The sequence below is a fragment of the Bacillus sp. XB1 genome, assembly GCF_053557995.1.
In genome coordinates, this window is sequence record NZ_JBNRIL010000002.1 from 189,235 (window position 1) to 210,550 (window position 21,316).

Annotated in this window: 23 protein-coding genes, 3 pseudogenes and 1 other annotated feature; of the genes and pseudogenes, 14 read left to right on the forward strand and 12 right to left on the reverse strand. The window is 36.3% G+C overall.

Features of this window, described 5'->3' with window-relative positions; translation table 11 throughout:
* The first annotated feature begins 43 nt into the window (after positions 1 to 43).
* From ACK1U5_RS16240 to ACK1U5_RS16250, 3 genes are all read left to right on the forward strand, one after another.
* Positions 44 to 1,498 carry a sensor histidine kinase gene (locus ACK1U5_RS16240; RefSeq protein ID WP_058839723.1) on the forward strand — a complete coding sequence of 485 codons (1,455 nt, stop codon included), beginning with the start codon at positions 44 to 46 and terminating at the stop codon, positions 1,496 to 1,498.
* Position 1,499: 1 nt separating this feature from the next.
* On the forward strand, positions 1,500 to 2,189 hold the full coding sequence (locus ACK1U5_RS16245; protein WP_001986686.1) for a response regulator transcription factor: 690 nt from the start codon (positions 1,500 to 1,502) through the stop codon (positions 2,187 to 2,189).
* 121 nt (positions 2,190 to 2,310) lie between these two features.
* Positions 2,311 to 2,598 (forward strand): hypothetical protein, encoded by a 288-nt coding sequence (locus ACK1U5_RS16250; protein ID WP_087875813.1) that lies wholly within the window; start codon positions 2,311 to 2,313, stop codon positions 2,596 to 2,598.
* 39 nt (positions 2,599 to 2,637) lie between these two features.
* Here the strand turns inward: ACK1U5_RS16250 and ACK1U5_RS16255 are convergent, their stop codons facing one another.
* The 4 genes from ACK1U5_RS16255 to acuA form a co-directional block, all read right to left on the reverse strand.
* Positions 2,638 to 3,513: an alpha/beta fold hydrolase gene (locus tag ACK1U5_RS16255; protein WP_100240194.1), complete on the reverse strand. Its 876-nt coding sequence runs from the start codon at positions 3,511 to 3,513 to the stop codon at positions 2,638 to 2,640.
* 175 nt (positions 3,514 to 3,688) lie between these two features.
* Positions 3,689 to 4,855 carry an acetoin utilization protein AcuC gene (gene acuC / locus ACK1U5_RS16260; protein WP_000092823.1) on the reverse strand — a complete coding sequence of 389 codons (1,167 nt, stop codon included), beginning with the start codon at positions 4,853 to 4,855 and terminating at the stop codon, positions 3,689 to 3,691.
* A complete protein-coding gene (locus tag ACK1U5_RS16265; RefSeq protein ID WP_000634578.1) occupies positions 4,852 to 5,496 on the reverse strand; it encodes an acetoin utilization AcuB family protein in 645 nt (214 codons plus the stop codon). The genes acuC and ACK1U5_RS16265 overlap by 4 nt, the downstream gene beginning before the upstream one ends.
* Positions 5,497 to 5,513: 17 nt before the next feature.
* Positions 5,514 to 6,146, reverse strand: a complete 633-nt coding sequence (gene acuA, locus ACK1U5_RS16270; RefSeq protein ID WP_000581388.1) for an acetoin utilization protein acetyltransferase AcuA — start codon at positions 6,144 to 6,146, stop codon at positions 5,514 to 5,516.
* 176 nt (positions 6,147 to 6,322) lie between these two features.
* Here acuA and acsA point away from each other — a divergent pair, with 176 nt between their 5' ends.
* From acsA to ACK1U5_RS16305, 7 genes are all read left to right on the forward strand, one after another.
* Complete coding sequence (gene acsA / locus ACK1U5_RS16275; RefSeq protein WP_113710591.1) at positions 6,323 to 8,041, forward strand: acetate--CoA ligase; 1,719 nt, start codon at positions 6,323 to 6,325, stop codon at positions 8,039 to 8,041.
* Positions 8,042 to 8,125: 84 nt separating this feature from the next.
* The gene (locus ACK1U5_RS16280) at positions 8,126 to 8,686 is read left to right on the forward strand and encodes a maltose acetyltransferase domain-containing protein (RefSeq protein ID WP_016099034.1); all 561 of its coding nucleotides are present in this window, start codon (positions 8,126 to 8,128) and stop codon (positions 8,684 to 8,686) included.
* A gap of 66 nt (positions 8,687 to 8,752) precedes the next feature.
* Positions 8,753 to 9,208, forward strand: a complete 456-nt coding sequence (locus ACK1U5_RS16285; protein WP_000066457.1) for a hypothetical protein — start codon at positions 8,753 to 8,755, stop codon at positions 9,206 to 9,208.
* Positions 9,189 to 9,734, forward strand: a complete 546-nt coding sequence (locus tag ACK1U5_RS16290) for an RNA polymerase sigma factor (protein WP_000057201.1) — start codon at positions 9,189 to 9,191, stop codon at positions 9,732 to 9,734. The genes ACK1U5_RS16285 and ACK1U5_RS16290 overlap by 20 nt, the downstream gene beginning before the upstream one ends.
* The gene (locus tag ACK1U5_RS16295; protein WP_001293778.1) at positions 9,715 to 9,960 is read left to right on the forward strand and encodes a hypothetical protein; all 246 of its coding nucleotides are present in this window, start codon (positions 9,715 to 9,717) and stop codon (positions 9,958 to 9,960) included. Before ACK1U5_RS16290 ends, ACK1U5_RS16295 begins: the two co-directional genes overlap by 20 nt.
* A gap of 77 nt (positions 9,961 to 10,037) precedes the next feature.
* Positions 10,038 to 10,265: a binding site (T-box leader), on the forward strand.
* 70 nt (positions 10,266 to 10,335) lie between these two features.
* Positions 10,336 to 11,592 (forward strand): tyrosine--tRNA ligase, encoded by a 1,257-nt coding sequence (tyrS, locus tag ACK1U5_RS16300; protein ID WP_000512092.1) that lies wholly within the window; start codon positions 10,336 to 10,338, stop codon positions 11,590 to 11,592.
* Between the two features lie 127 nt (positions 11,593 to 11,719).
* Positions 11,720 to 11,848, forward strand: coding sequence for a hypothetical protein (locus ACK1U5_RS16305; protein WP_000050940.1), 129 nt, complete (start codon positions 11,720 to 11,722; stop codon positions 11,846 to 11,848).
* 65 nt (positions 11,849 to 11,913) lie between these two features.
* On the opposite strand, the gene ACK1U5_RS16310 is transcribed toward ACK1U5_RS16305, so the two are convergent.
* The 3 genes and pseudogenes from ACK1U5_RS16310 to ACK1U5_RS16320 all read right to left on the reverse strand — a co-directional run.
* Positions 11,914 to 12,378, reverse strand: a complete 465-nt coding sequence (locus tag ACK1U5_RS16310; protein ID WP_087875812.1) for a hypothetical protein — start codon at positions 12,376 to 12,378, stop codon at positions 11,914 to 11,916.
* Between the two features lie 564 nt (positions 12,379 to 12,942).
* Positions 12,943 to 13,161 carry a bacteriocin immunity protein gene (locus tag ACK1U5_RS16315; protein ID WP_000172895.1) on the reverse strand — a complete coding sequence of 73 codons (219 nt, stop codon included), beginning with the start codon at positions 13,159 to 13,161 and terminating at the stop codon, positions 12,943 to 12,945.
* Positions 13,162 to 13,183: 22 nt separating this feature from the next.
* Positions 13,184 to 13,678: pseudogene (locus ACK1U5_RS16320) on the reverse strand (T7SS effector LXG polymorphic toxin); the annotation flags it as partial.
* An 8-nt stretch (positions 13,679 to 13,686) separates the two neighbouring features.
* Here ACK1U5_RS16320 and ACK1U5_RS16325 point away from each other — a divergent pair.
* Positions 13,687 to 13,779: pseudogene (locus tag ACK1U5_RS16325) on the forward strand (phage head closure protein); the annotation flags it as partial.
* Between the two features lie 193 nt (positions 13,780 to 13,972).
* Here the strand turns inward: ACK1U5_RS16325 and ACK1U5_RS16330 are convergent.
* The 3 genes and pseudogenes from ACK1U5_RS16330 to rpsD all read right to left on the reverse strand — a co-directional run bounded on the left by ACK1U5_RS16330 (position 13,973) and on the right by rpsD (position 16,290).
* Positions 13,973 to 14,791 (reverse strand): hypothetical protein, encoded by an 819-nt coding sequence (locus ACK1U5_RS16330; RefSeq protein WP_113710594.1) that lies wholly within the window; start codon positions 14,789 to 14,791, stop codon positions 13,973 to 13,975.
* A gap of 248 nt (positions 14,792 to 15,039) precedes the next feature.
* A pseudogene (locus ACK1U5_RS16335) lies at positions 15,040 to 15,467 on the reverse strand (N-acetyltransferase).
* A gap of 220 nt (positions 15,468 to 15,687) precedes the next feature.
* On the reverse strand, positions 15,688 to 16,290 hold the full coding sequence (gene rpsD / locus ACK1U5_RS16340; protein ID WP_000135317.1) for a 30S ribosomal protein S4: 603 nt from the start codon (positions 16,288 to 16,290) through the stop codon (positions 15,688 to 15,690).
* 399 nt (positions 16,291 to 16,689) lie between these two features.
* Here rpsD and megL point away from each other — a divergent pair, with 399 nt between their 5' ends.
* Positions 16,690 to 17,865 (forward strand): methionine gamma-lyase, encoded by a 1,176-nt coding sequence (gene megL / locus ACK1U5_RS16345; RefSeq protein WP_000726572.1) that lies wholly within the window; start codon positions 16,690 to 16,692, stop codon positions 17,863 to 17,865.
* A gap of 62 nt (positions 17,866 to 17,927) precedes the next feature.
* Here megL and ACK1U5_RS16350 read toward each other — a convergent pair whose 3' ends face one another.
* Entirely contained in the window at positions 17,928 to 18,407 is a 480-nt protein-coding gene (locus ACK1U5_RS16350; protein ID WP_113710595.1) for a GAF domain-containing protein, read from the reverse strand.
* Positions 18,408 to 18,554: 147 nt separating this feature from the next.
* Here ACK1U5_RS16350 and refZ point away from each other — a divergent pair, with 147 nt between their 5' ends.
* Positions 18,555 to 19,193, forward strand: a complete 639-nt coding sequence (gene refZ / locus ACK1U5_RS16355) for a forespore capture DNA-binding protein RefZ (RefSeq protein WP_000814921.1) — start codon at positions 18,555 to 18,557, stop codon at positions 19,191 to 19,193.
* 11 nt (positions 19,194 to 19,204) lie between these two features.
* On the opposite strand, the gene ACK1U5_RS16360 is transcribed toward refZ, so the two are convergent.
* A complete protein-coding gene (locus tag ACK1U5_RS16360) occupies positions 19,205 to 20,149 on the reverse strand; it encodes a DMT family transporter (RefSeq protein ID WP_002101415.1) in 945 nt (314 codons plus the stop codon).
* Positions 20,150 to 20,273: 124 nt separating this feature from the next.
* Here ACK1U5_RS16360 and ACK1U5_RS16365 point away from each other — a divergent pair, with 124 nt between their 5' ends.
* Positions 20,274 to 21,113 carry a LysR family transcriptional regulator gene (locus ACK1U5_RS16365; RefSeq protein WP_000362527.1) on the forward strand — a complete coding sequence of 280 codons (840 nt, stop codon included), beginning with the start codon at positions 20,274 to 20,276 and terminating at the stop codon, positions 21,111 to 21,113.
* The last annotated feature ends 203 nt before the right edge of the window (positions 21,114 to 21,316 follow it).

Here is a 21,316-nt window from a genome sequence, read left to right on the forward strand (position 1 = left end):
ATGCTTATAAATAATAAGGTTTGATAAAGTGAGGATTTAAGATATGTCTATTAAAACAAGGTTTTTATTTTCTTATATTGCTGTTATCCTCGTTTCCATTACGCTTATATTAGTGACGGGATTTTTAATCGTTTTTTCGATAACAGGTGACTTGGAAGCAGTGAAAAATTTCTATAAAAGTTCTTACATTCAAAAGCCGCTTACACCAGAAGAAGAGAATGCCTATCTTGAGTTGAAGTCAGCAGCGAAACAGCATCAATCTCAATTGTTAGATGAGTCGTTTGTCTCAGCAATAGAAAAAGAGGGTGTGAAAATAGTAGTAAGAAAAGGAGAAACACTTTCATATGCTTCAAACGTATTTGAAAGTGTATCTTTAAAAGAAGCCCTTCCGAAATTTGAATCAGCAAATATTAATAGTCGTGGTACAACGGAACTAGGCGATACATTTTATCGATATGTAAAGTTTGATTTTTATTTTCCTCAGGAAGAAGAGGGAAGTATATTTGTATTAAAAAAGCAAAGTTCATTTGTAGATCTTACACAAAAATTATTTCCAATCTTATTCGTATCGCTTTTACTACTAGCCATTTTACTCATTGGATTATTAAGTTACCTCGTTTCAAGAAGTGTAATAAAACCAATTTTTGTATTGAAAGGCGCAACGGAGAAAATTAAAGAAGGAAATTTAGATTTTCAAATACCAATTACATCCCAAGACGAAATAGGGCAATTAAATCAAGGGTTTGAGGAAATGAGGAAGAGATTAAAAGAATCGATAGAAATGCAAACACAGTATGAAGAAAATCGAAAAGAGCTTATTTCAAACATCTCTCATGACTTAAAAACACCGATTACATCAATTATAGGATATGTAGAAGGAATAAAGGACGGGGTAGCAAATACGCCAGAAAAAATGGATAAGTATTTAACAACTATCCATACGAAGGCAAAACATATGGACACACTCATTGATGAACTCTTTTTGTTTTCGAAGCTCGATTTGAATCGGGTTCCATTCCAGTTTGAAACAGTTGAATTAAATACGTTTATGCAAGAATTAATAGAAGAGATGCAGATGGATTTAAGTAAAGAAGGTATAGAAGTTAACTTACAATTACATGCATCAACACTATATGTAACGGCTGATTGTGAAAAAATAAATAGAGTGATATCAAATTTAATTCATAATAGTGTGAAATACATGGATAAAGAAGAGAAGAAAATTACTGTAACAGTATCGAGTGATAATAATAAAGTTATTGTGAAAGTGATGGACAACGGATCAGGTATAGAAGCTGATACATTGCCGTATATCTTTGAACGTTTTTATCGTGCAGAGCAATCGCGGAATTCTAGCACAGGTGGAAGTGGACTTGGTTTAGCAATAGCGAAGCAAATTGTTGAAGAACATGGCGGGGAAATTTGGGCGGAAAGCGAGCTTGGTAAAGGCACAAGCATTTTCTTCTCATTGGAAAAAGTAGAGGAATGTGGTGAGTAAATTGAAAAGAATTTTATTAATAGAAGATGAAGTAAGTATTGCAGAATTACAGCGAGATTATTTAGAAATTAATGATTTCCAAGTTGATGTAGAGCATTCAGGAGAAATAGGTTTACAAACAGCCTTGCAAGAAGACTATGATTTAATTATTTTAGATATTATGCTTCCGAAAATGAACGGATTCGAAATTTGTAAACAAATACGTGCTGTAAAAGATATTCCGATTCTACTTGTTTCAGCAAAAAAAGAAGATATAGATAAAATTCGCGGACTCGGATTAGGAGCGGATGATTATATAACGAAACCGTTTAGCCCGAGTGAATTAGTCGCAAGAGTAAAAGCACATATTGCCCGTTATGAAAGATTATTAGGAAATGTAAGTAAGCAACGTGATACGTTATATATTCACGGAATTTCTATCGATCAACGAGCGAGAAAAGTTTTTATAAACAATGAAGAAGTTGCGTTTACAACGAAGGAATTTGATTTATTAACATTCTTTGTCACACATCCAAACCAAGTATTAAATAAAGAACAGTTATTTGAACGCATTTGGGGATTAGATTCCGCTGGGGATTTAGCCACTGTTGTCGTCCACATTAGAAAGCTACGTGAAAAAATTGAAAGAGATCCTGCTCACCCGCAATATATTGAAACAGTATGGGGAGCTGGTTATCGTTTTAACGTGTAATATACCTGCCGAGTAATTGGCAGGTTTTTTATGTTATTTGTCAAAAGGAAATAATAGGTAATTTGTGTTAAGATATAAAGAGAGAGAAAACATAGTAGAGCATGAGAGGGTGTGCTACATTTTGGGAGATACATTACAAGATAATAAATTAAACAAGGTCTTAAGGATTGGAACTAATATTATAATTATTTTATTAATTATTGGTGCAATACAAATGTTTTATGATAAAGATTATACAAATGATCATTTCGGCTGGTTATTTTTAGTATTAGGTTGGATAGTTAGAAGCATTTTTAATATTACGATAGGTTTAAAAGAAGGAGATAAAAAGTCAGTGTTGTTTGATGTAGGTTTGGTGCTCTTTTCCTTTTATCTTTTATTTTTATATAGTACGAAATATTTCTTCTGAAAATTTAGCTCATAGTCTTATAGAGACTGTGAGCTTTCCTTAATAATAACGGTACTGGCGTAACGATTTATAAAATATTTGAGTAGTAGAAGTAAACAGGGTCGCTTCTTCTAAAAAAGGATAATGGTTGCTGTTTTCGAATGGAATGAAGATAGAATTACGTATCCCATCATGTATCTCGATAGAATATTGAACTGGACACTGCACATCATATCTTCCGCATATAATAAGTGTCTTTGTTTGGATGAAAGGTAAATACTCTCTTAAATCAAATGAAGGATATTCATTGGCGAAAGCGTTCATCCGGCTAACGGACATTGTTTTATTGATTGGTTTACAAAAATAAGAGTTGTAGTTTTCTGGTTTATACAATGATAATTTTGTTCTCTCAGTAGATAGTTCTTTTCGTTCTTTACTTGTAAGGTGAGGGCTTTTTAAGTTTTCGATGAGTTTTTGCATATAATGAAACTGTGGATGTGCTGGGTGATAAATGCAAAATGGTGTTTCGGTATAGTTACTTGCTGCAGCTCCTGCTACGACTAATGATTGTAAGGAATTTGGATATGTAATCGCATATAAAAGTCCAAGCATACCACCTGTTGAATGACCGGCGAAATGCCATGTTGGAAGTTGTAATGCTTCTCGTATTGCTTCTAAGTCGTGGATTGTTTCAATCATGCTTAATTCGTTTTCTGACTGGGCGGTTACAGAGCGACCAGTATCTCGTAAATTAATGAGAAATACACGATGCGTAGCAGTAAAAACATCCGCAAAGTAATCACCAGTTTCATTAAATTGTGAATAGTGATGTGTAATACAAAGCGATTCGCCATTTCCTTTTGTAAAGAGTTCAAATGTACCGCGTTTCGTGTTGATTATTTGTTGTGTCCACATAATATCACGACCTTTTCTCATAAAAGTTGGGCCAGACTGTTATAAAATGAAAATATATCAGCGATTATTAGAATATATCGGCGCAACTCGGAATATATCAGCGATTATTAAAATATATCGACTTACCGACAGAAAACGACAATAATAGCAAGCTCTAAATAAAAGGAGGCTATTCAAAAACGAGCCTCCTTTTCGTTTAGTATAAAGATTTTGTCATATTATTCCGAATAATTTCAAGGGATTTCGCTACAGTTAATGCGTTTTTTTCTTCAATTTCTGGTTTACGGGGGATAGGTTTATACATGTTGTCTGGATCTTCCCATGTGAGGGGAAGTTCTGTTTCTGCTTGTCCTTTCCAAGCTTCAATCCATTCTGGAGGGAGATAACCTGAGATGTTTTGGATGTTGTTCATTTCGAGCCAAATGAGCGCCCAAGCTCTTGGAACGACGCGCCAGTGATCATAGCCACCGCCACCGACAGCGATCCAGCGACCGTCGCAATACTCATTAGCAATTTCACGAGCGAGCTTCGGTATTTCGCGGTAAATATTCATTGTCGCACAAAGATGTGTAAGTGGGTCATAATAATGTGCGTCAGCACCATTTTGCGTTAAAATAATATCCGGTTTAAAGTACGCTGCAACTTCTTTTACAACAGTTCGATATGATTCTAAGAACGATTCATCTTCTGTAAAAGCATCGAGTGGAACATTAAAAGAATAACTATAACCATTACCTTGGCCACGTTCGTTTACAGCGCCAGTTCCAGGGAATAAATAACGACCAGTTTCATGCAGTGAAATGGTGCATACGTTAGGGTCATCATAAAACGACCACTGTACGCCATCACCGTGATGAGCATCTGTATCAATATATAAGACGCGTAAACCGTATTTCTTTTGAATATATTTCATTGCTATGGAGCTATCGTTATAAATACAAAAGCCAGATGCTTTACCACGGAAGCCATGATGTAAGCCGCCTCCTAAGTTAAGCGCGTGTTTTACTTTTCCGGAAAGAACAGCATCGACAGCTGTTAACGTACCGCCAACGAGCAATGCGCTTGCTTCGTGCATATTTGGGAACATCGGTGTATCTTCTGTTCCGAGTCCATATGTCATTGCAATTGATTTTTCTAACTTTCCTTCTCCAGCACGTTTTACCGCATTTATGTACTCCTCTGTATGAACGTAGGCGATCTCTTCATCTGTAGCCATCCGTGGTGAGATGATTTGAGAGGGAGAGATGAAACCGCCCTTTTGTAATAAATCATACGTAAGTGTGACGCGCAGTTGGTTAAAAGGATGATCAGGGCTAAATGAATAGCCCCGAAAGTCATCCGAATAAATAAACGCGCTACTCATGCCTGCATCCCCATGATGTTTGGCCATAATACGCGGTAACCTTCTGCTTCAAGTGCATCAATCACTTTTAGAGGATTCATCGTTTGAATGCGGAAAACGAGTACTTTATCATTCTCGTCTTTTGCTGGGTAGACGAGAACGCTCACGATATTTATTTGTAAATCACTAAAAATAGCAACGACTTTTCCAAGAATACCAGGTTCGTTTTTTACTTGAATTTCAATTTGCGAACTTGGTTGATGTGCTCCTGTTAATTTTACTAATGTGTGCAGTACTGTAGATTCAGAAATGATTCCAACTAACTTCCCAGCCTTTGTAACAGGAAGACAGCCAATTTTATTTTCAAAAAATAAAGTAGCAATTTCCTCAACGAAATCGAGAGGATGGCAAGTCATAACAGGATGTTTCATAATAAGTTCGAGCGGTTGCTGTAGCATATCGATTGAAACTTGTTCATCTAGAATAGACGGACTTGCATCTCTTACATCCCGATCAGAAATAATGCCTACGACGTGATTATTTTGATCGACAATTGGAATGTGCCGAATGCCTTTCGTGCGTATCGTTCGGATTGCTGTTTCGATTGTATCGTTTGGATGTAATGTAACTACATTTTGATTCATAATTTCTTCTACAATCATTCCAGTTGCCCCCTTTATTAATACATAAAACGATTGTGAAAACGTAGACGATCAAAAGCTTGAATAGAATCCGTATCAACGCGTTTACCGATGCGGACCATTAAACAGTTGGCAGGATGTGAACAAATTTCAGGATCGTCTGTAGCCATCCATTGTAACCCGCCAGCATTCATCATCTTCTCCATTACTTTTCGGTATTCCCACACATTCAATCCTGTTTGTTTCAAATCCCAGTGCCAATAATATTCAGTCGTCAATATAATGTAATCTTCCATATAATCGTCCATCATAGAAACCTCTAGTAAGTTCTTTCCGACAGAACTCCCGCGGAAGGCTGGGACTACTTCAATTGCCCCAAGCTCAATTAAGTTTTCCATTTTTCCTTCTGACCATCGTTCAAGTGGATCAGGATACAAGTATGTAACATATCCAACAATTGTTTGGTCATGTCTAGCAATAATGAGACGAGCTTCTGGTAATTTAGAAATTTCGACAATTGCTTTATATTGTTGCTCGGCAGGACGAAACGCAATTAAGTCTGGATGAAACTCATACATTTCTAAGTTATGTGTAGAGACAGGACCTTCAATAATTAAAGTGCCTTTCGCTGTTTTTAAGTTTCTAGCATTATATATTTTTTTATGAATCAATGTATTGCTCACCACCTTGAGGGTTTGTGAATCTATTAATATCGTACTTTATAATATATGCGATGTGAATCGAAATTTGTCATTAAAAATTTGTCTAAAAATCAACAAATATACTGAAAATTTTAAATAATGTCATTATAATAGATAATAGAATACATAGGAGGGGGATGTAAAGTATGAAAGTAGAAACGCTTCCTGTCATTAAAGGAGAAAATAATTTGCCGAATTATGATGAGGCATACGCGAATTTTAGCTGGGAAGAGGTTAATAAAAACTTTACTTGGAATGAAACAGGCCGAGTAAATATGGCGTATGAGGCAATTGATAAGCATGCGAAATCCGATCGAAAGAATAAAGTAGCTCTTTATTATCAAGATGGATCGCGAAAAGAGAAATATACATTTAAGGAAATGAAGGATTTTTCTAATAAAGCAGGAAACGTCCTTAAGAATTATGGCGATGTAGAAAAAGGCGATCGCGTTTTTATTTTTATGCCACGTTCTCCAGAGTTATATTTCGCACTTTTAGGTGCAGTGAAATTAGGAGCAATTGTTGGACCGCTATTTGAAGCATTTATGGAAGGCGCAGTTCGCGATCGCTTAGAAGATAGCGAAGCAAAGGTGTTAATTACAACGCCTGAATTGTTAGAGCGCGTACCATTAAATGATTTACCGGCTTTAAAAACAGTTTTCCTTGTTGGAGATAATGTAGAAGAAGGCGGTAAAACGGTAGCGTTCAATCCTTTATTTGAACAAGCTTCAAAAGAATTACATATTGAATGGTTAGGCCGTGAAGACGGCTTGATTCTACATTACACGTCTGGTTCTACTGGTAAGCCAAAAGGTGTGCTTCATGCGCAAAACGCAATGGTTCAGCACTATCAAACGGCGAAGTGGGTATTAGATTTAAAAGAAGACGATGTATATTGGTGTACTGCTGACCCGGGCTGGGTAACTGGAACAGCTTACGGTATTTTCGCACCGTGGTTAGTTGGAGCGTCAAACGTTATTTTAGGTGGACGCTTTAGTCCAGAAGCTTGGTATGAAGCACTGCAAGATTACGGTGTGACGGTTTGGTACAGCGCACCAACAGCATTCCGTATGTTAATGGGAGCTGGACAAGACGCAATTAAAAAATATGACTTATCACAAGTGCGCCACGTATTAAGCGTTGGTGAGCCGTTAAATCCAGAAGTAATTCGCTGGGGTATGAACGCATTTGGACTTCGTATTCATGATACGTGGTGGATGACAGAAACAGGTGGACAAGTTATTTGTAACTACCCTTGTATGGAAATCCGTCCAGGTTCAATGGGTAAACCAATTCCAGGTGTGAAAGCAGCGATTGTTGATAATGAAGGAAATGAAGTGCCTCCTTACACAATGGGTAACTTAGCAATTGCGAAAGGTTGGCCATCTATGATGCGTGGGATCTGGAATAACCAGCAAAAATATGAATCTTATTTCATGCCGGGAGATTGGTACGTATCAGGTGACTCTGCCTATATGGATGAAGATGGATACTTCTGGTTCCAAGGGCGTATTGACGATGTAATTATGACGTCAGGTGAGCGCGTTGGTCCGTTTGAAGTAGAAAGTAAATTAATTGAGCACGCTGCTGTTGCAGAAGCTGGTGTAATTGGTATTCCTGATCCGGTGCGCGGCGAAATTATTAAAGCATTTATCGCACTTCGAGCAGGATACGAACCATCTGATGAATTAAAAGAAGAAATTCGTCAATTTGTAAAGAAAGGCCTAGCAGCTCATGCAGCGCCACGACAAATTGAATTTAGAGATAAATTACCGAAAACGAGAAGTGGTAAAATTATGCGCCGCGTATTAAAAGCGTGGGAGTTAAACTTACCAACAGGTGACTTATCAACGATGGAAGATTAAGAGAGAAAGGTCTGAACGAAAAATGTTCAGGCCTTTCTTTTTTATGATATCATGAACTTATATATATAAGTTAAAGGGGATAGTATGATGAAAACAGAAAAGGAAAAGATGATACTAGGAGAAATGTACATACCGGCTGATCCAGTTTTAGTACAAGAAAGAGAGCAAGCACGTATATTAACGAGAAAATTAAATGATACGCCAGAAGAGCAATTGAAAGAGCGTAGCGAAATCGTAAAAGAATTATTCGGAACGACAGGAGATAATATTCATCTTGAATCTTCTTTTAGATGTGATTACGGCTATAACATTCATGTCGGTGAAAATTTTTACGCGAACTTTGACTGTACGATTCTAGACGTATGCCCGGTAACAATCGGAGTGAACTGTATGTTAGCTCCAGGTGTTCACATTTATACAGCAACGCACCCACTTGATCCAATTGAGCGTATAAGCGGATCAGAATACGGAAAACCAGTTACAATTGGCGATAACGTATGGATTGGCGGAAGAGCAATTATTAATCCAGGTGTAACAATTGGAGACAATGCGGTGATCGCATCTGGTGCTGTCGTAACGAAAGATGTGCCTAATAATGTAGTAGTTGGCGGGAATCCTGCAAAGATTATAAAAAAACTAAAATAATATTTGAACGAAGTGCCTTCCTCGTCTGTATACATTTATGAAAGAATAGATGAGGGAGGCTTTTATATGTCTAATAAATTACTTCTTACTTTTGCTGTAATTGGAATTATAGTTGTATTTTCTTGTGGTCTTTTCTTACCGATACCAATTGGATATAGAGTATCAATGCTTACAGCTGGAGTTATAATGGGTGTTATGTTTTCAATCATTATTCCATTTGATAGAAAACATATAGTACGGAAAAATGGATATAAAATTGATTTTACAAAAACAAAAGTGTATTTTCGCTGGAATGTATTTGACACTATTTCTATCTGCCTTGCGTTGTATGCATGCATATGTGTGCAAGCGTTAAATACTTTAGTTACAATGGGATTTACGATTCAAAACCCATATGTGCAATTTTTTACAAATCAATCACAATTGTGGATTTTTATTGCGATTGCATATTTAATTTCCCGTATTTCATTAACGTTAAAAGGAATAAAGGAGATCAAAAATCATGGCGCAGATTGGGATTGAGGAGGAGCTCATGCTTGCGTATCAAAGTGGAGATAAACAAGCGGGAGAAAGACTATATGTTTTAATCAAACCAGCGCTATACACATTTTTATATCGATTTAACCGAGATGAACAATTAAGTATCGATCTTGTGCAAGATACGTTTTTGACGCTAGAGCGTAAGAAACATATGTATGAACTTGAAAAAGGTAAAATAAAAACGTATTTATTTCAAATTGGTTATCGTCTTATGATTAATAAATTAAATAGGAGAAAAAAGTGGCGTACGCTTTTGCCATTTTTAGTGCCGATTCCGGAAAAAGAATTTTCTCACGAAGATCGGCTCACAGTAAGAGAAGCAATTTTGAAAGTTCCAGAAGAGCAAAGAGCGGTCCTAATCCTTTCTTATTATCATGACATGCAGCAAAAAGAAATTGCAGAGATATTAAACATTCCGATTGGAACGGTGAAATCGAGACTTCATAACGGGATAAAGAAATTGAAACAATTGCTGGAGGTGGACGAAATTGAGCGAAAATCCCTTTAAGAGTGAATATAAGTTAAAGCAACATTTAGATAGTGATCATGTAGAAATACCAGACTTTCCAAAAACGGTAAGTCGATTCGATCGATTAATCGGGTTTCTTGGTTCCCCAGCGAAAGATCCTGTGGAGGCGACCATTGGGAATGATTTATCGATTGTGTTTCATGTATCGTTATTAGTTGGGGTTCCAATTCTTTCTCTTATTACGATACTCTTTATGGTGTTGTAAAGGATTGACAAGAAGGGAAACCTGACCTCTATTTGACATGCCTATATAAATGATGGTATAAAGAAAAGTATATGAATAATTGAGCGTGGAAAGGGAGAAGTAGTGATCATTTCCCTGTTTTAGAGAGCTGATGGCCGGTGAAAATCAGCACATAGATGATCGCGAATTACGCCCCTAGAGCATCTTTTTTCGATTGAATTTTATTCAAAAGGGAAAAGACGGTGCTAAGCCGTTATGTAAATAAGGTGGTAGGCTTTTTTGCCTGCAACTAGGGTGGTAACGCGATAATCAAAATCGTCCCTTATTTGAAGGGGCGATTTTTTTATGTTTTCAACCTTCACGCCAGTAATGAACTTAAAGGAGAGTATGTAGGATATGGGTATTTTACAAGATCTTGAATTTCGCGGTCTAATTAATCAGCAAACAGATGCTGAGGGCCTTGAGCAATTATTAGAAAAAGAAAGCGTTAAATTATACTGTGGTTTCGACCCGACAGCGGATAGCTTACACATTGGTCATATGTTACCAGTATTAATGTTACGTCGTTTCCAATTAGCTGGTCACCAACCAATCGCACTTGTTGGCGGTGGTACTGGTATGATCGGTGACCCGAGTGGTAAAAAAGCAGAACGTACATTAAATACGAAAGATACAGTTGCTTACTACACAGAAAGCATTAAAAACCAACTTTCAAACTTCTTAGAGTTTGAAAACGTGGACAACCCAGCAACGATGGCTAACAACTACGACTGGCTTGGTAGCTTAGATGTAATTTCATTCTTACGCGATATCGGTAAAAACTTCGGTTTAAACTATATGTTAGCAAAAGATACAGTAGCATCTCGTTTAGAAACTGGTATTTCATTCACTGAGTTTAGTTACATGATTTTACAATCATACGACTTCTTAAACTTATACCAACAACATAATTGCCGTCTGCAAATCGGTGGTAGTGACCAATGGGGTAACATTACAGCTGGTCTTGAATTAATCCGTAAATCAGAAGAAGATGCGAAAGCATTCGGTTTAACAATTCCACTTGTTACTAAATCTGACGGTACGAAGTTTGGTAAAACAGAAGGCGGCGCAATTTGGTTAGACCCAGAGAAAACAACTCCTTACGAGTTCTACCAATTCTGGATCAACACAGATGACCGCGACGTTGTTAAATACTTAAAATACTTCACATTCTTATCTCACGAAGAAATTCTTGAGCTTGAAAAGCAAGTAGCTGAAGCGCCAGAAAAACGTGCAGCACAAAAAGCATTAGGTTCTGAAATGACAAAACTTGTTCACGGCGAAGAAGCATTAGAGCAAGCGATTAAAATTTCAGCTGCATTATTCAGCGGTTCTGTAGCAGAACTGACTGCAAGCGAAATCGAGCAAGGATTCAAAGACGTACCATCTGTAGAACGTACTGCAGAAGATACAGTATTAATCGACTTACTTGTAGAAAGCAAAATCTCTCCATCAAAACGTCAAGCACGTGAAGATGTAACGAATGGCGCAATCTACGTAAACGGTGAGCGTACACAAGCATTAGACTACGTTGTAACAGAAAACGACCGCATCGAAGGTAAATTCACAATCATTCGCCGCGGTAAGAAGAAATATTTCTTAATTCGTTACTAATAAATAAAAAGCTTTGAGGGATTTCCTCAAAGCTTTTTTGTTTTAATCTCCTTTTCGAGTTCATACGGAAATCACATGTAAGCGGTATGATAAACGTATAACAATTAGAAAGGAGTGGTAAAACGAAATGTCACTAGAAGCGTTGATTATTTTTTCTTTGCTAAACGCGGGTCAACTTGCAGAGAATTCGAAAGTTGATATACATAAAGAGCAGAAAGATGCTTATGTATATGTTCAAAAAGAGGAAAATAAATAACTTTAATATATATAAATAAAAGCTACTCGAAGTAACTGTTTTGGTGTCTTCGGTAGCTTTTTACATTATGAATAGATAGGAATCAATTCTCGCTTGAAATCTTCGTACATTTCAAAGGCAATTTTCATGATTTCTTTGAGTTCATCGTAACTGTGGAAGCATACTGCTGGCAATCTTTCAGAACCATTGGATAATACTTTTACAAACATATCCCATGAATTCCCAACTCTAACTTCACCATTATACCTTGCAGACCAAATGAACTCAACAAGCCCATATTTTAAGCTGATATTGAATCTGAAAGTATAGAAATCCTTGTTTTTTACTTCACCAACAATAAAAAAGTTTTCCTTTTTCATAAAACGAGCTTTATAGCCAAGAGACTCAAATACTTCAATTGCTTTTTCATTTTCATAGTTTTCAAATGTGTTTTCTCTATCTGGAAATTGTTTTGATAATGCTTTATATCTCTGAATAAAATCAATTTTCTCAAGTACCTCTTTAATTTCGGGTTCTAAATCATACGCCATCAATTATTCCTCCCTAAATCTAATATCAATATCATATTTTTCTTTTGCTAGCTTGATATATCCATCTATTTTTTTTGAATTTTTTATTAGATGTTGGAATCTCTAAAATATATCTTCCTTCTAGTAACTTTCCCTCCCCTTACAAGAAAATAATACCAATTTAAGGAAGGGATTGTAAATTGAATATTCTAATAATTCTACGGTTAAAGAGATACTAGTTCATTAAGTTTTTTTAATCTTATTCAGATGCTCGGGTGATGAAGAGGTTTTTAAGGTTGAATGTAAATAGAAAAAGGGAAGGTATAGAGAATGTACACATAAATACGTTGTAAAAATCATGTTAACAAAAAGAAAGTATAGCAAAGAAAAATGAGTTATGGGGTAGAATGTATTGTTTTTAAGTGTTAGAAGAAGGTACACTGGCTAAATTCAGAAATGATAATTCTAATGTTGTATTAGCATTGAAAAGAAATACTAACATTAGAACAAATAGGACAGTATAAAATGAATTAGATAATGAAGAAAGCCGCTTGTTTTTTCGGGGCGGCTTATTCTTTACATGTTTTAGTTTTCTTCTTCTTTGTAATTCAATGCAATCTCTACTATTTCTTCCGGTGTTAAATCCCTAAAATCCCAAAAGATTATATCACTTGGAGCGGGATGAGGTACACCGCTATTATTAAATTGGTTTACGTATTCATTAAGTTCTTCTTCAGGTAATTTAGGATTACAAATCTTTGTTACAAGTTCAATAAGTTCTTCTTTTGTCATTTTGAGTGTCATACTAACCATCCTTTCATAATCATTAACCTTTTTTACCGAAATGATATGAACGATCTAAAACATTTTGATGCATTTTAGGAGAAACAATTATTAAGTTATCGAGATTGTACACATCTCCACCCTGGTGAATTGGTTGTTTATGGTGCAAAATATATCGATTGTGCTGACCATACTTCTCAGATAATGGAGCGAATGGAGCTTTACCCTCTTTCATAAGGTTTATATTTCTTTGGTTAAATTCTGTCGCATAGTCTGAATCAGCAACTGTTTTCCAAAACTCTTTTCTAAAATCATCAAAGGAGTTGAAATTTTTTCCAATTAGCTTATTTCGAATTTCTTGTGGAATAACACCAATTGAACCTTTATTATACATTAGTTTCTTTTGAGTCCCTAAACTTCGTTCAAGATTAAAACTTGAAGTTACTGTTCCTGGAGAATTTCTTTTTTGTGCACTTGAAATCGTAGTCTTTGCAAAATTATAGTAGGCTTGATTCAATTCGCTTTGAGGTATCTTGGTTGAGCATTATGTTTAGAGGTAAAGAGTATGGCATAACTCGAATTGATGAGTTTGAAGGTGATAAACAAGATTTAGTTATCTATGCTTATGTAATTAAATAGGAGGGAGGACTGTCCAAAGTTGGACTTACCTTTTTCAGTGGGGTATGCTCAAAGTTGAGCTGTCTCCGTTTTTGGCTAAGTGGGTTTGAACAACCGGGTTATTAGTAATAGAACAAGAACAGTAATAAGAAAAAAAGGGCTATCTTCCTGGTGGGAAGTCGCCCCTTATTTAAAACACAACAATTGGCGTATTTTATCTAGAATCTACAGTTGTTTTTAATATTTCGAATTTCCCTTGTTTATCCACGGTAAACATGACATTATTATTGCGACTATCCATGCTTTCTTCTAGCACATCAGGGCTGGAATAGATGGTCTTAACTGTTATGTTATAAATACCCTCTGTTAACACGTGGCTCTTTTCAAAATCATTCATAATATTTTGAGCATTGGGAACAGTTTCACTATTTTTGTAGGTATTGTAATAGTAACTGAAATTGATGACTCCTATATAATTAGCATGATCTCTAGGTGTACTATCTTTTAACGTTTTCATTATGTTGTCAGTGTTTATTTTTTGATCACGTTTGAAATTTTCAACTAATTCCTTTTCTTGTTGTTCATCTATATTTATATGTAAATAGTAATAGAAATTTTGTTTCCCTTTGTCATAGGCGGTAGGAGATTCACTTAATAAGTTATACTTTTTTATCATCTTATCGGATTGTTTCAAAACATCACGATGCTGTTCAACATAAGCCCCTTTAAATATTTCTAGAAAAACATCATCGCTTTCATTTTTAACTACTTCATAATGGGATTCACTGTTTGTAATTAAATAAGCAACAGTGTGGTATGGTTTTTTTATTTCCACGTAAGTGTTATGATCAGAAACTCCAAACCCACTATTAGCAGAAAGAATTTTAAATTCCCCATTCTTTATCCCGTAGTTTTCGGACAAATAAGCCCCTATTGGTTTTTCTAATAGTTTTGTGTCTGTAGAGCAACCATTTAATAGGAATAGTGGTATGCTCAGTAATAAGATAAAAACAGTTATTTTTAGTTTCCTCATTCTTCCCCCTCCTTAAACTACATTTTACCATTTTTAACTTAAGCTAGTAATATTTCCCGTTATTTAAAAACGCAACAATTGTTGTGTTAACATCAAATGGATGCGGGTATGTGTTTGACAGCGATTTTAATATTTAAAAGTATAGAGGGAATTGCTCTTATGGAAAGAAAAGAATAAGCTGTGGTGGATAATTCATCAAGTAAAAAAGTGAACGCATAAGGAAAATATTCGTTCACTTTTTTTATTCTTTATAAATATAGTTCATAATCCCCGTCAAAACTGTTCAGTCTTCCAAATAGTTCCTCGTATGGACTATGTTTTTTTGAAAAGCCATTTTTTAATGCACAGTGGTAACCTTCTTCAGTTATAACTTCTTGTAATATTAATCGTTCAAAGCCTTTTTCTTTAGCGAATGTTTTAAACCATTCAAGAACAATACTGCCCTTACCTTGATTACTTGGGATAATGTTTATAGCAGTAATCGCCAAGTATGGATCGGGAAAAATTCACTTCTAAGGTTAATGGTGACTTTAGATTTTTTAGAAGAAATATCTAGAGAATACTTAGAAAGACCCTCTATGAACATTATTTCATCTTGTACTAATTCGCCTAATAACATTTTTAATTCTTGAAAGTCTTGTACATGAAGAGGGATCTTGGTGAGTGTTTCTTTCAAAATAAGTAACTCCTTTTATCATGTGTTTTTTTGTACTTATCCATTTCTATACACACGCCAGCCTTTTATATTTTTGGTCCCAAACCAGCCCCACTTAGCCCCAGGTGCATTCGTTTTTATGCCTTATTTTGCATTATCAATAACAAATAAAAAAAGCCCAGGCCCCTTGATAAACAAGGTTCCTAAGGCTTTTAATAATACTCTTTGCAGAGTACCGAGATTAACGAGAGTAGAACTCTACGATTAATGCTTCGTTGATTTCAGCTGGTAACTCAGAACGCTCAGCGTGACGAGTGTAAGTAGCTTCTAATTTGTCAGCATCGAAAGTTAAGTATTCTGGTACGAAGTTGTTAACTTCGATCGCTTCTTTAACAACAACAAGGCTGTTAGATTTTTCGCGAACGCTGATAGTTTGACCAGGTTTTACACGGTAAGATGGGATATCTACGCGAGCGCCATCAACCATGATGTGACCGTGGTTTACTAATTGGCGAGCTGCACGACGAGTGCGAGCTAAGCCCATACGGTAAACTAAGTTGTCAAGACGAGCTTCAAGAAGGATCATGAAGTTTTCGCCGTGCTTACCAGGCATTTTACCTGCTTGGTCAAATGTGCGACGGAATTGACGCTCAGTCATGCCGTACATGTGACGAAGTTTTTGTTTCTCTTGTAATTGTAAACCGTATTCTGAAAGTTTCTTACGTTGGTTAGGACCGTGAGGACCTGGTGCGTAAGGGCGTTTTTCTAATTCTTTTCCTGTGCCGCTTAGAGAGATTCCAAGACGACGAGACAGTTTCCAAGCTGGACCTGTATAACGAGCCATAGTTGACTCCTCCTTTAAAAATGTTTTTATTTACGTAAAATAAAAACAGACGTAATCGATATTTACGGGCATTTTGTTTTCATGTACCTTCGCTCCAGCAGCAGGGAGTTACGAGATACACCTCCGTAGAGGAACAAAATACAAACGATAAACTCACATTACAAGGCTGCCTTTTTATTTTACACAAACGCTATTATATCTTTTACCCAGAGTTTCGTCAAGCGAGTACGTTTTTGTTTTATGCATATAAATTTTGGAAATTAATATAAGAAGGAATTTAAAACAATATAGAAGAAGAGATAGAAACACAAATAAAACGTTTACATAAAATGAAGGAAAACGTTCATCAAATTTTTATGGATGAATATGCGGCAATAAAAACATAAGGGGGATGTTTTTATGAAAAAGAAGCATATGGAGACAGCGTTAATTCATCACGGTTATACACCTGAGGAACATAAAGGAAGTTTAACACCACCTTTATTTCAAACTTCTACATTTACATTTGAGACTGCGCAGCAAGGAGAGGCGAGTTTTGCGGGAGTGGATCCATCTTATATTTACTCACGGCTTGGAAATCCAACTGTGAAATTATTTGAAGAACGTATGGCGGTGTTAGAAGGAGGAGAAGAGGCACTTGCCTTCGGATCTGGTATGGCAGCTATTTCAGCGACTTTAATCGGTTTTTTAAAGGCTGGAGATCATATTATTTGTTCAAATGGATTATACGGATGCACGTACGGTTTTTTAGAAGTGTTAGAAGAAAAATTTATGATTACGCATTCGTTTTGTGATATGGAGACAGAGGTTGATATTGAAAATAAAATTCGCCCAAATACAAAGCTTATTTTCGTTGAAACACCAATTAATCCGACAATGAAATTAATTGATTTAAAACAAGTGATTCGGGTTGCGAAGCGAAAAGGCTTACTTGTTATTGTTGATAATACGTTTTGTTCACCTTATTTACAAAGGCCGCTTGAGCTTGGCTGTGACGCTGTTGTGCATAGTGCGACAAAATATATTGGTGGTCACGGTGACGTTGTAGCAGGTGTAACAATTTGTAAAACGAAAGCATTAGCTGAAAAGATTCGCCCGATGCGAAAGGATATCGGCGGTATTATGGCGCCGTTTGATGCGTGGTTATTATTACGTGGGTTAAAGACGTTAGCAGTAAGAATGGATCGTCATTGTGATAATGCAGAAAAAATTGTATCGTTCTTAAGAAAACATGATGCGGTAGAAGGTGTTTGGTATCCAGAAGGGGAGTTAGCATCTCGTCAAATGAAACGCGGGGGCGGTGTTATTTCTTTTTCAGTAAAAGGCGGAAAAGAAGAGACGCAAGCGTTTATTAATGATCTTCACTTTATTACAATTGCGGTGAGTTTAGGAGATACAGAAACGTTAATTCAGCATCCAGCAACGATGACGCACGCTGCGATTCCAGCGGAACTAAGAAAAGAAATGGGCATTTTCGATAATTTAATACGCTTATCGGTCGGTTTAGAATCGTGGGAGGATATCGTTTCTGATTTAGAGCAGGCATTAAAGAAAATATCTACTGTTAATCAATGAAAAAAGAGTGAGCTATCGGTTTTGTACAGGACGTACTAAATCGATAACTCGCTCTTTTCTTTTTACATATGTTTTAGGAGTGTTTCCACAAACTTTTCTAAATAGCGCTGATCTAATTCATCAAAACGATTTTTTTCAGGACTATCAATGTCCAGTACACCAATGACAGCTCCTTCTTTCACAATCGGTACAACGATTTCCGAATTAGAAGCACTATCGCAAGCGATGTGACCTGGGAATTGGTGAACGTCCGCTACAAGCTGCGTTGTTTTCGTTTCAGCTGCAACGCCGCAAACGCCTCGTCCAAATGGAATGCGCACGCAAGCAGGCATTCCTTGAAATGGTCCAAGAACAAGCTGAGTTCCTTCTGTTACGTAAAAGCCAACCCAATTAACGCGATCTAAAAATTGGTTTAATAATGCGGACGCATTTGATAAGTTTGCGACTACGTTTGATTCGCCAGTTAATAACGCATCCAGTTGTTTAATTACTGTCTCATATTGCTGCGCGCGAGATCCTGCATAACTTTCTTTAGTAAACATGGAAACAGCTCCTTTTTTATCGAGATGTGTAAAATATTAGCAAAATACGATGTATTTCACATGACTTTGTCGATAGAAAATTAAAGGAATTTGTCTTAAAAGTCAAGAAATTTAAACTATAGCTGTTCATTGAAGGGAAGTGAGCGCATGAAGCAGACGAAACAAAAAGTAATTGATGCGGCAATATCGTTGTTTAATACGAAAGGTTATGATGGAACGTCGGTGCGAGACATTGCAAAGCGAGCGGATGTGAATGTAGCGAATATTTCATATTATTTTGCTGGGAAGCAAGGTTTATTAGAACAGCTTATTACTGATTTTTTAGAAGGATATATTCATGTGATTGAAATGTCGTTTGAACAGAGAGAGTATTTGTCGGCTAAAGATGTAATGGTGCAAATGGTGCGTGGGATTTTACGATATCAATTTGAAAATAGAGAACTAACACGTTTCTTCTACCGAGAGCTTTCGCTTGATACGACATTAATTCGTGAAGTGATGACCGTTTATTTTTCTAAAGAAAGATATTATATAGAACAAATGATTAGACAAGGACAAATGAAACAAGAATTTCAGAAAGTATCATTTACAATGTTTATGACGCAATTAAAAGGTATGATAAATATGCCGTTTTTATATCCACAATATATATCAGAAGTACTGCATTCTTTCCCGTCTGAGACATTTTTTATAGAGATGTACACGAAAGAGATTGAGCAATGGATGGAACAAGCATTATGTAAAGCGAATATGTACCATGAATGGCCAAGAGCTGTTCATATGTGAAGAATCCCCACCTAACGAACTGAGGTGGGGATTTTTATGTTTACTTTTCTTTGCCATAAATTGTTACATAATAGCGCGATAATTGTTAATGCAGCTCCAGCGATTTCAATTTTATCGACTGTATAACCTCGAAAGATAGAACCAATCAGTGCAAGGATAGGAACTAAATTCATAAATAATATGCCGTTAATAGATGAAATATAGCGATTTCCCATATTCCAGCAAAATACAGCGATAACGCCTGCGATAATCGACATATAAAAGAGTTCAAAACGAACGCTCACAACTGTACGCAGTGACGGCATAGTAACTATATTTGTGTACGTTAAGAAAGTAACAATAACGATGAGTGAAATGGAGCCAAATAAACAAGTTAATGTCGTGTACCTAAGTGGTGACCAAGATTGAAAACGAGCACCCCCGTTTGTATAAATGACCCAGCAAGTAACGCCGCATAGCATCAATATATTTGTTGATAAGTGGCTTGCAGCTCCAAATAGTAATTCAATATTTCCTTTTGAAATGACAAGCATAACACCAAGTAATGCAACGAACATACAAAGGAATGTATAGTTTTGTGGGCGGCGATTTTTCGTTATCCATTGCAGTGATAAGGCAATCAGTGGCATAAGGGATTGAATCATAGCTGCATGGATTGCTCCGGAAGGTCCGGCAAGTTGTTGTCCGTAGAAAACGAGAAAACCATACCCCGCGAAACCGACTGTCCCGTAAAAGAATAGAGAAAGTGTTCTTTTTTCTAAGCGGAGTGAAGTCTTTCCTTCAGTAATTAATAGCAAAATAAGAAAAATAATAGCTGCTGATCCATAGCGAAGCGTTGTGAAGAAGAATGGATCGATAAATTGCAGAGCATTTGCCATTACAGGAAACATAAATCCCCAGGCAGTGACGGCGAGTAAGCATAGAAAGGATCCGAGTAGCATTTGTTTTTTGTTCAAGAGTATCTTTCCCCTTTACATTTCGTTATAGTAAGTTGATGAAATAAGTATAAAGAGTAATTGTTTATAGGAGGAAATATCGATTTCTTATAACGGTTATAACTTTTTGTTAGAGGTGTGTACGATGGATTTGGAGGCAGTACGATCGTTTATTGAAGTGAAGCATACGCGAAGTTTATCAAAGGCAAGTAAGATTTTACATATATCGCAACCAGCGCTTAGTAAACAAATTCAAAAGTTAGAAGCGGATTTAGAGGTTACTTTACTTAAACGTTCTGCGCAAGGAGTAGAGTTAACGGAGGCAGGAGAGTTATTTATAAAAAGAATGTTACCGATTTTGGAACAAATAAATGAAGTGAAAACAGAAATGAGGGGGTATCAAGAGAACCGGAAGTTTTCAATTGGTATACTACCGAGTTTAGCGGAGCATTACATATCAGAATGTAAAGATATATTAGGTGATGAGTGCGAAGTGGAATGGCAAATCGGACATACGGAAGTATTAAGAGAGTTATTTAAAGCGCGGGAGATTGACGCGATGTTCATCGATTCAGTAGTAGAAGGTGCTACGTATATAAAAGAAGTGCAACAAGAAAAAATTGTTTGTGCCGTTTCAAATAATCATCCGTACAAAGAGAAGATAGTCATTCAAATAGAAGAGCTGCACAATGAAAAATTAATTGTATATCCAGAAATATGTGATGTAAGGAAAATGATTATGAACATGTTTCATGAAATAGGTGTAAAACCAACTATAGCTGTGGAAACATCTTACGCAGAACCGATGCTTGCAATGGTAAAAGCTGGCCTTGGTATCACGTTACTTCCAGAAAGGGCAGTAGAGCAGTCTGTAAGGCAAGGAAATGTACATGTAATTTCTGTTGAACCACCACTCATGCGGAAAATTTATTTCGTATCCCATACGAAAGATTGTTTGTTATTACAATCATTTGAGGATAGGTAGTGAGGTAGGCGGAATATTGAGAAAGATTACAATCACATTGAAAGGAACATGAAATTTTTAAAAAAACTAGGTCAAAAACAAACCATTACATGGTATGATTAGTACATTGTTAGTTGTTAAATATAGGGGAATTCCCTTTTTATACATAATGCCTTCCATTTCATAAACGGAACGGACAAAAAAAGAGATATAACTAGGAGGCT

Excerpts from the sequence above, each read along its gene's own strand:
- ACK1U5_RS16240 (WP_058839723.1), top strand. The coding sequence starts at position 44 with ATGTCTATTAAAACAAGGTTTTTATTTTCTTATATTGCTGTTATCCTC.
- ACK1U5_RS16255 (WP_100240194.1), bottom strand. The coding sequence starts at position 3,513 with ATGAGAAAAGGTCGTGATATTATGTGGACACAACAAATAATCAACACG.
- acuC (WP_000092823.1), bottom strand. The coding sequence starts at position 4,855 with ATGAGTAGCGCGTTTATTTATTCGGATGACTTTCGGGGCTATTCATTT.
- ACK1U5_RS16265 (WP_000634578.1), bottom strand. The coding sequence starts at position 5,496 with ATGATTGTAGAAGAAATTATGAATCAAAATGTAGTTACATTACATCCA.
- acsA (WP_113710591.1), top strand. The coding sequence starts at position 6,323 with ATGAAAGTAGAAACGCTTCCTGTCATTAAAGGAGAAAATAATTTGCCG.
- ACK1U5_RS16280 (WP_016099034.1), top strand. The coding sequence starts at position 8,126 with ATGATGAAAACAGAAAAGGAAAAGATGATACTAGGAGAAATGTACATA.
- ACK1U5_RS16285 (WP_000066457.1), top strand. The coding sequence starts at position 8,753 with ATGTCTAATAAATTACTTCTTACTTTTGCTGTAATTGGAATTATAGTT.
- ACK1U5_RS16290 (WP_000057201.1), top strand. The coding sequence starts at position 9,189 with ATGGCGCAGATTGGGATTGAGGAGGAGCTCATGCTTGCGTATCAAAGT.
- tyrS (WP_000512092.1), top strand. The coding sequence starts at position 10,336 with ATGGGTATTTTACAAGATCTTGAATTTCGCGGTCTAATTAATCAGCAA.
- ACK1U5_RS16305 (WP_000050940.1), top strand. The coding sequence starts at position 11,720 with ATGTCACTAGAAGCGTTGATTATTTTTTCTTTGCTAAACGCGGGTCAA.
- ACK1U5_RS16310 (WP_087875812.1), bottom strand. The coding sequence starts at position 12,378 with ATGGCGTATGATTTAGAACCCGAAATTAAAGAGGTACTTGAGAAAATT.
- ACK1U5_RS16315 (WP_000172895.1), bottom strand. The coding sequence starts at position 13,161 with ATGACACTCAAAATGACAAAAGAAGAACTTATTGAACTTGTAACAAAG.
- ACK1U5_RS16330 (WP_113710594.1), bottom strand. The coding sequence starts at position 14,791 with ATGAGGAAACTAAAAATAACTGTTTTTATCTTATTACTGAGCATACCA.
- rpsD (WP_000135317.1), bottom strand. The coding sequence starts at position 16,290 with ATGGCTCGTTATACAGGTCCAGCTTGGAAACTGTCTCGTCGTCTTGGA.
- megL (WP_000726572.1), top strand. The coding sequence starts at position 16,690 with ATGAAAAAGAAGCATATGGAGACAGCGTTAATTCATCACGGTTATACA.
- ACK1U5_RS16350 (WP_113710595.1), bottom strand. The coding sequence starts at position 18,407 with ATGTTTACTAAAGAAAGTTATGCAGGATCTCGCGCGCAGCAATATGAG.
- refZ (WP_000814921.1), top strand. The coding sequence starts at position 18,555 with ATGAAGCAGACGAAACAAAAAGTAATTGATGCGGCAATATCGTTGTTT.
- ACK1U5_RS16365 (WP_000362527.1), top strand. The coding sequence starts at position 20,274 with ATGGATTTGGAGGCAGTACGATCGTTTATTGAAGTGAAGCATACGCGA.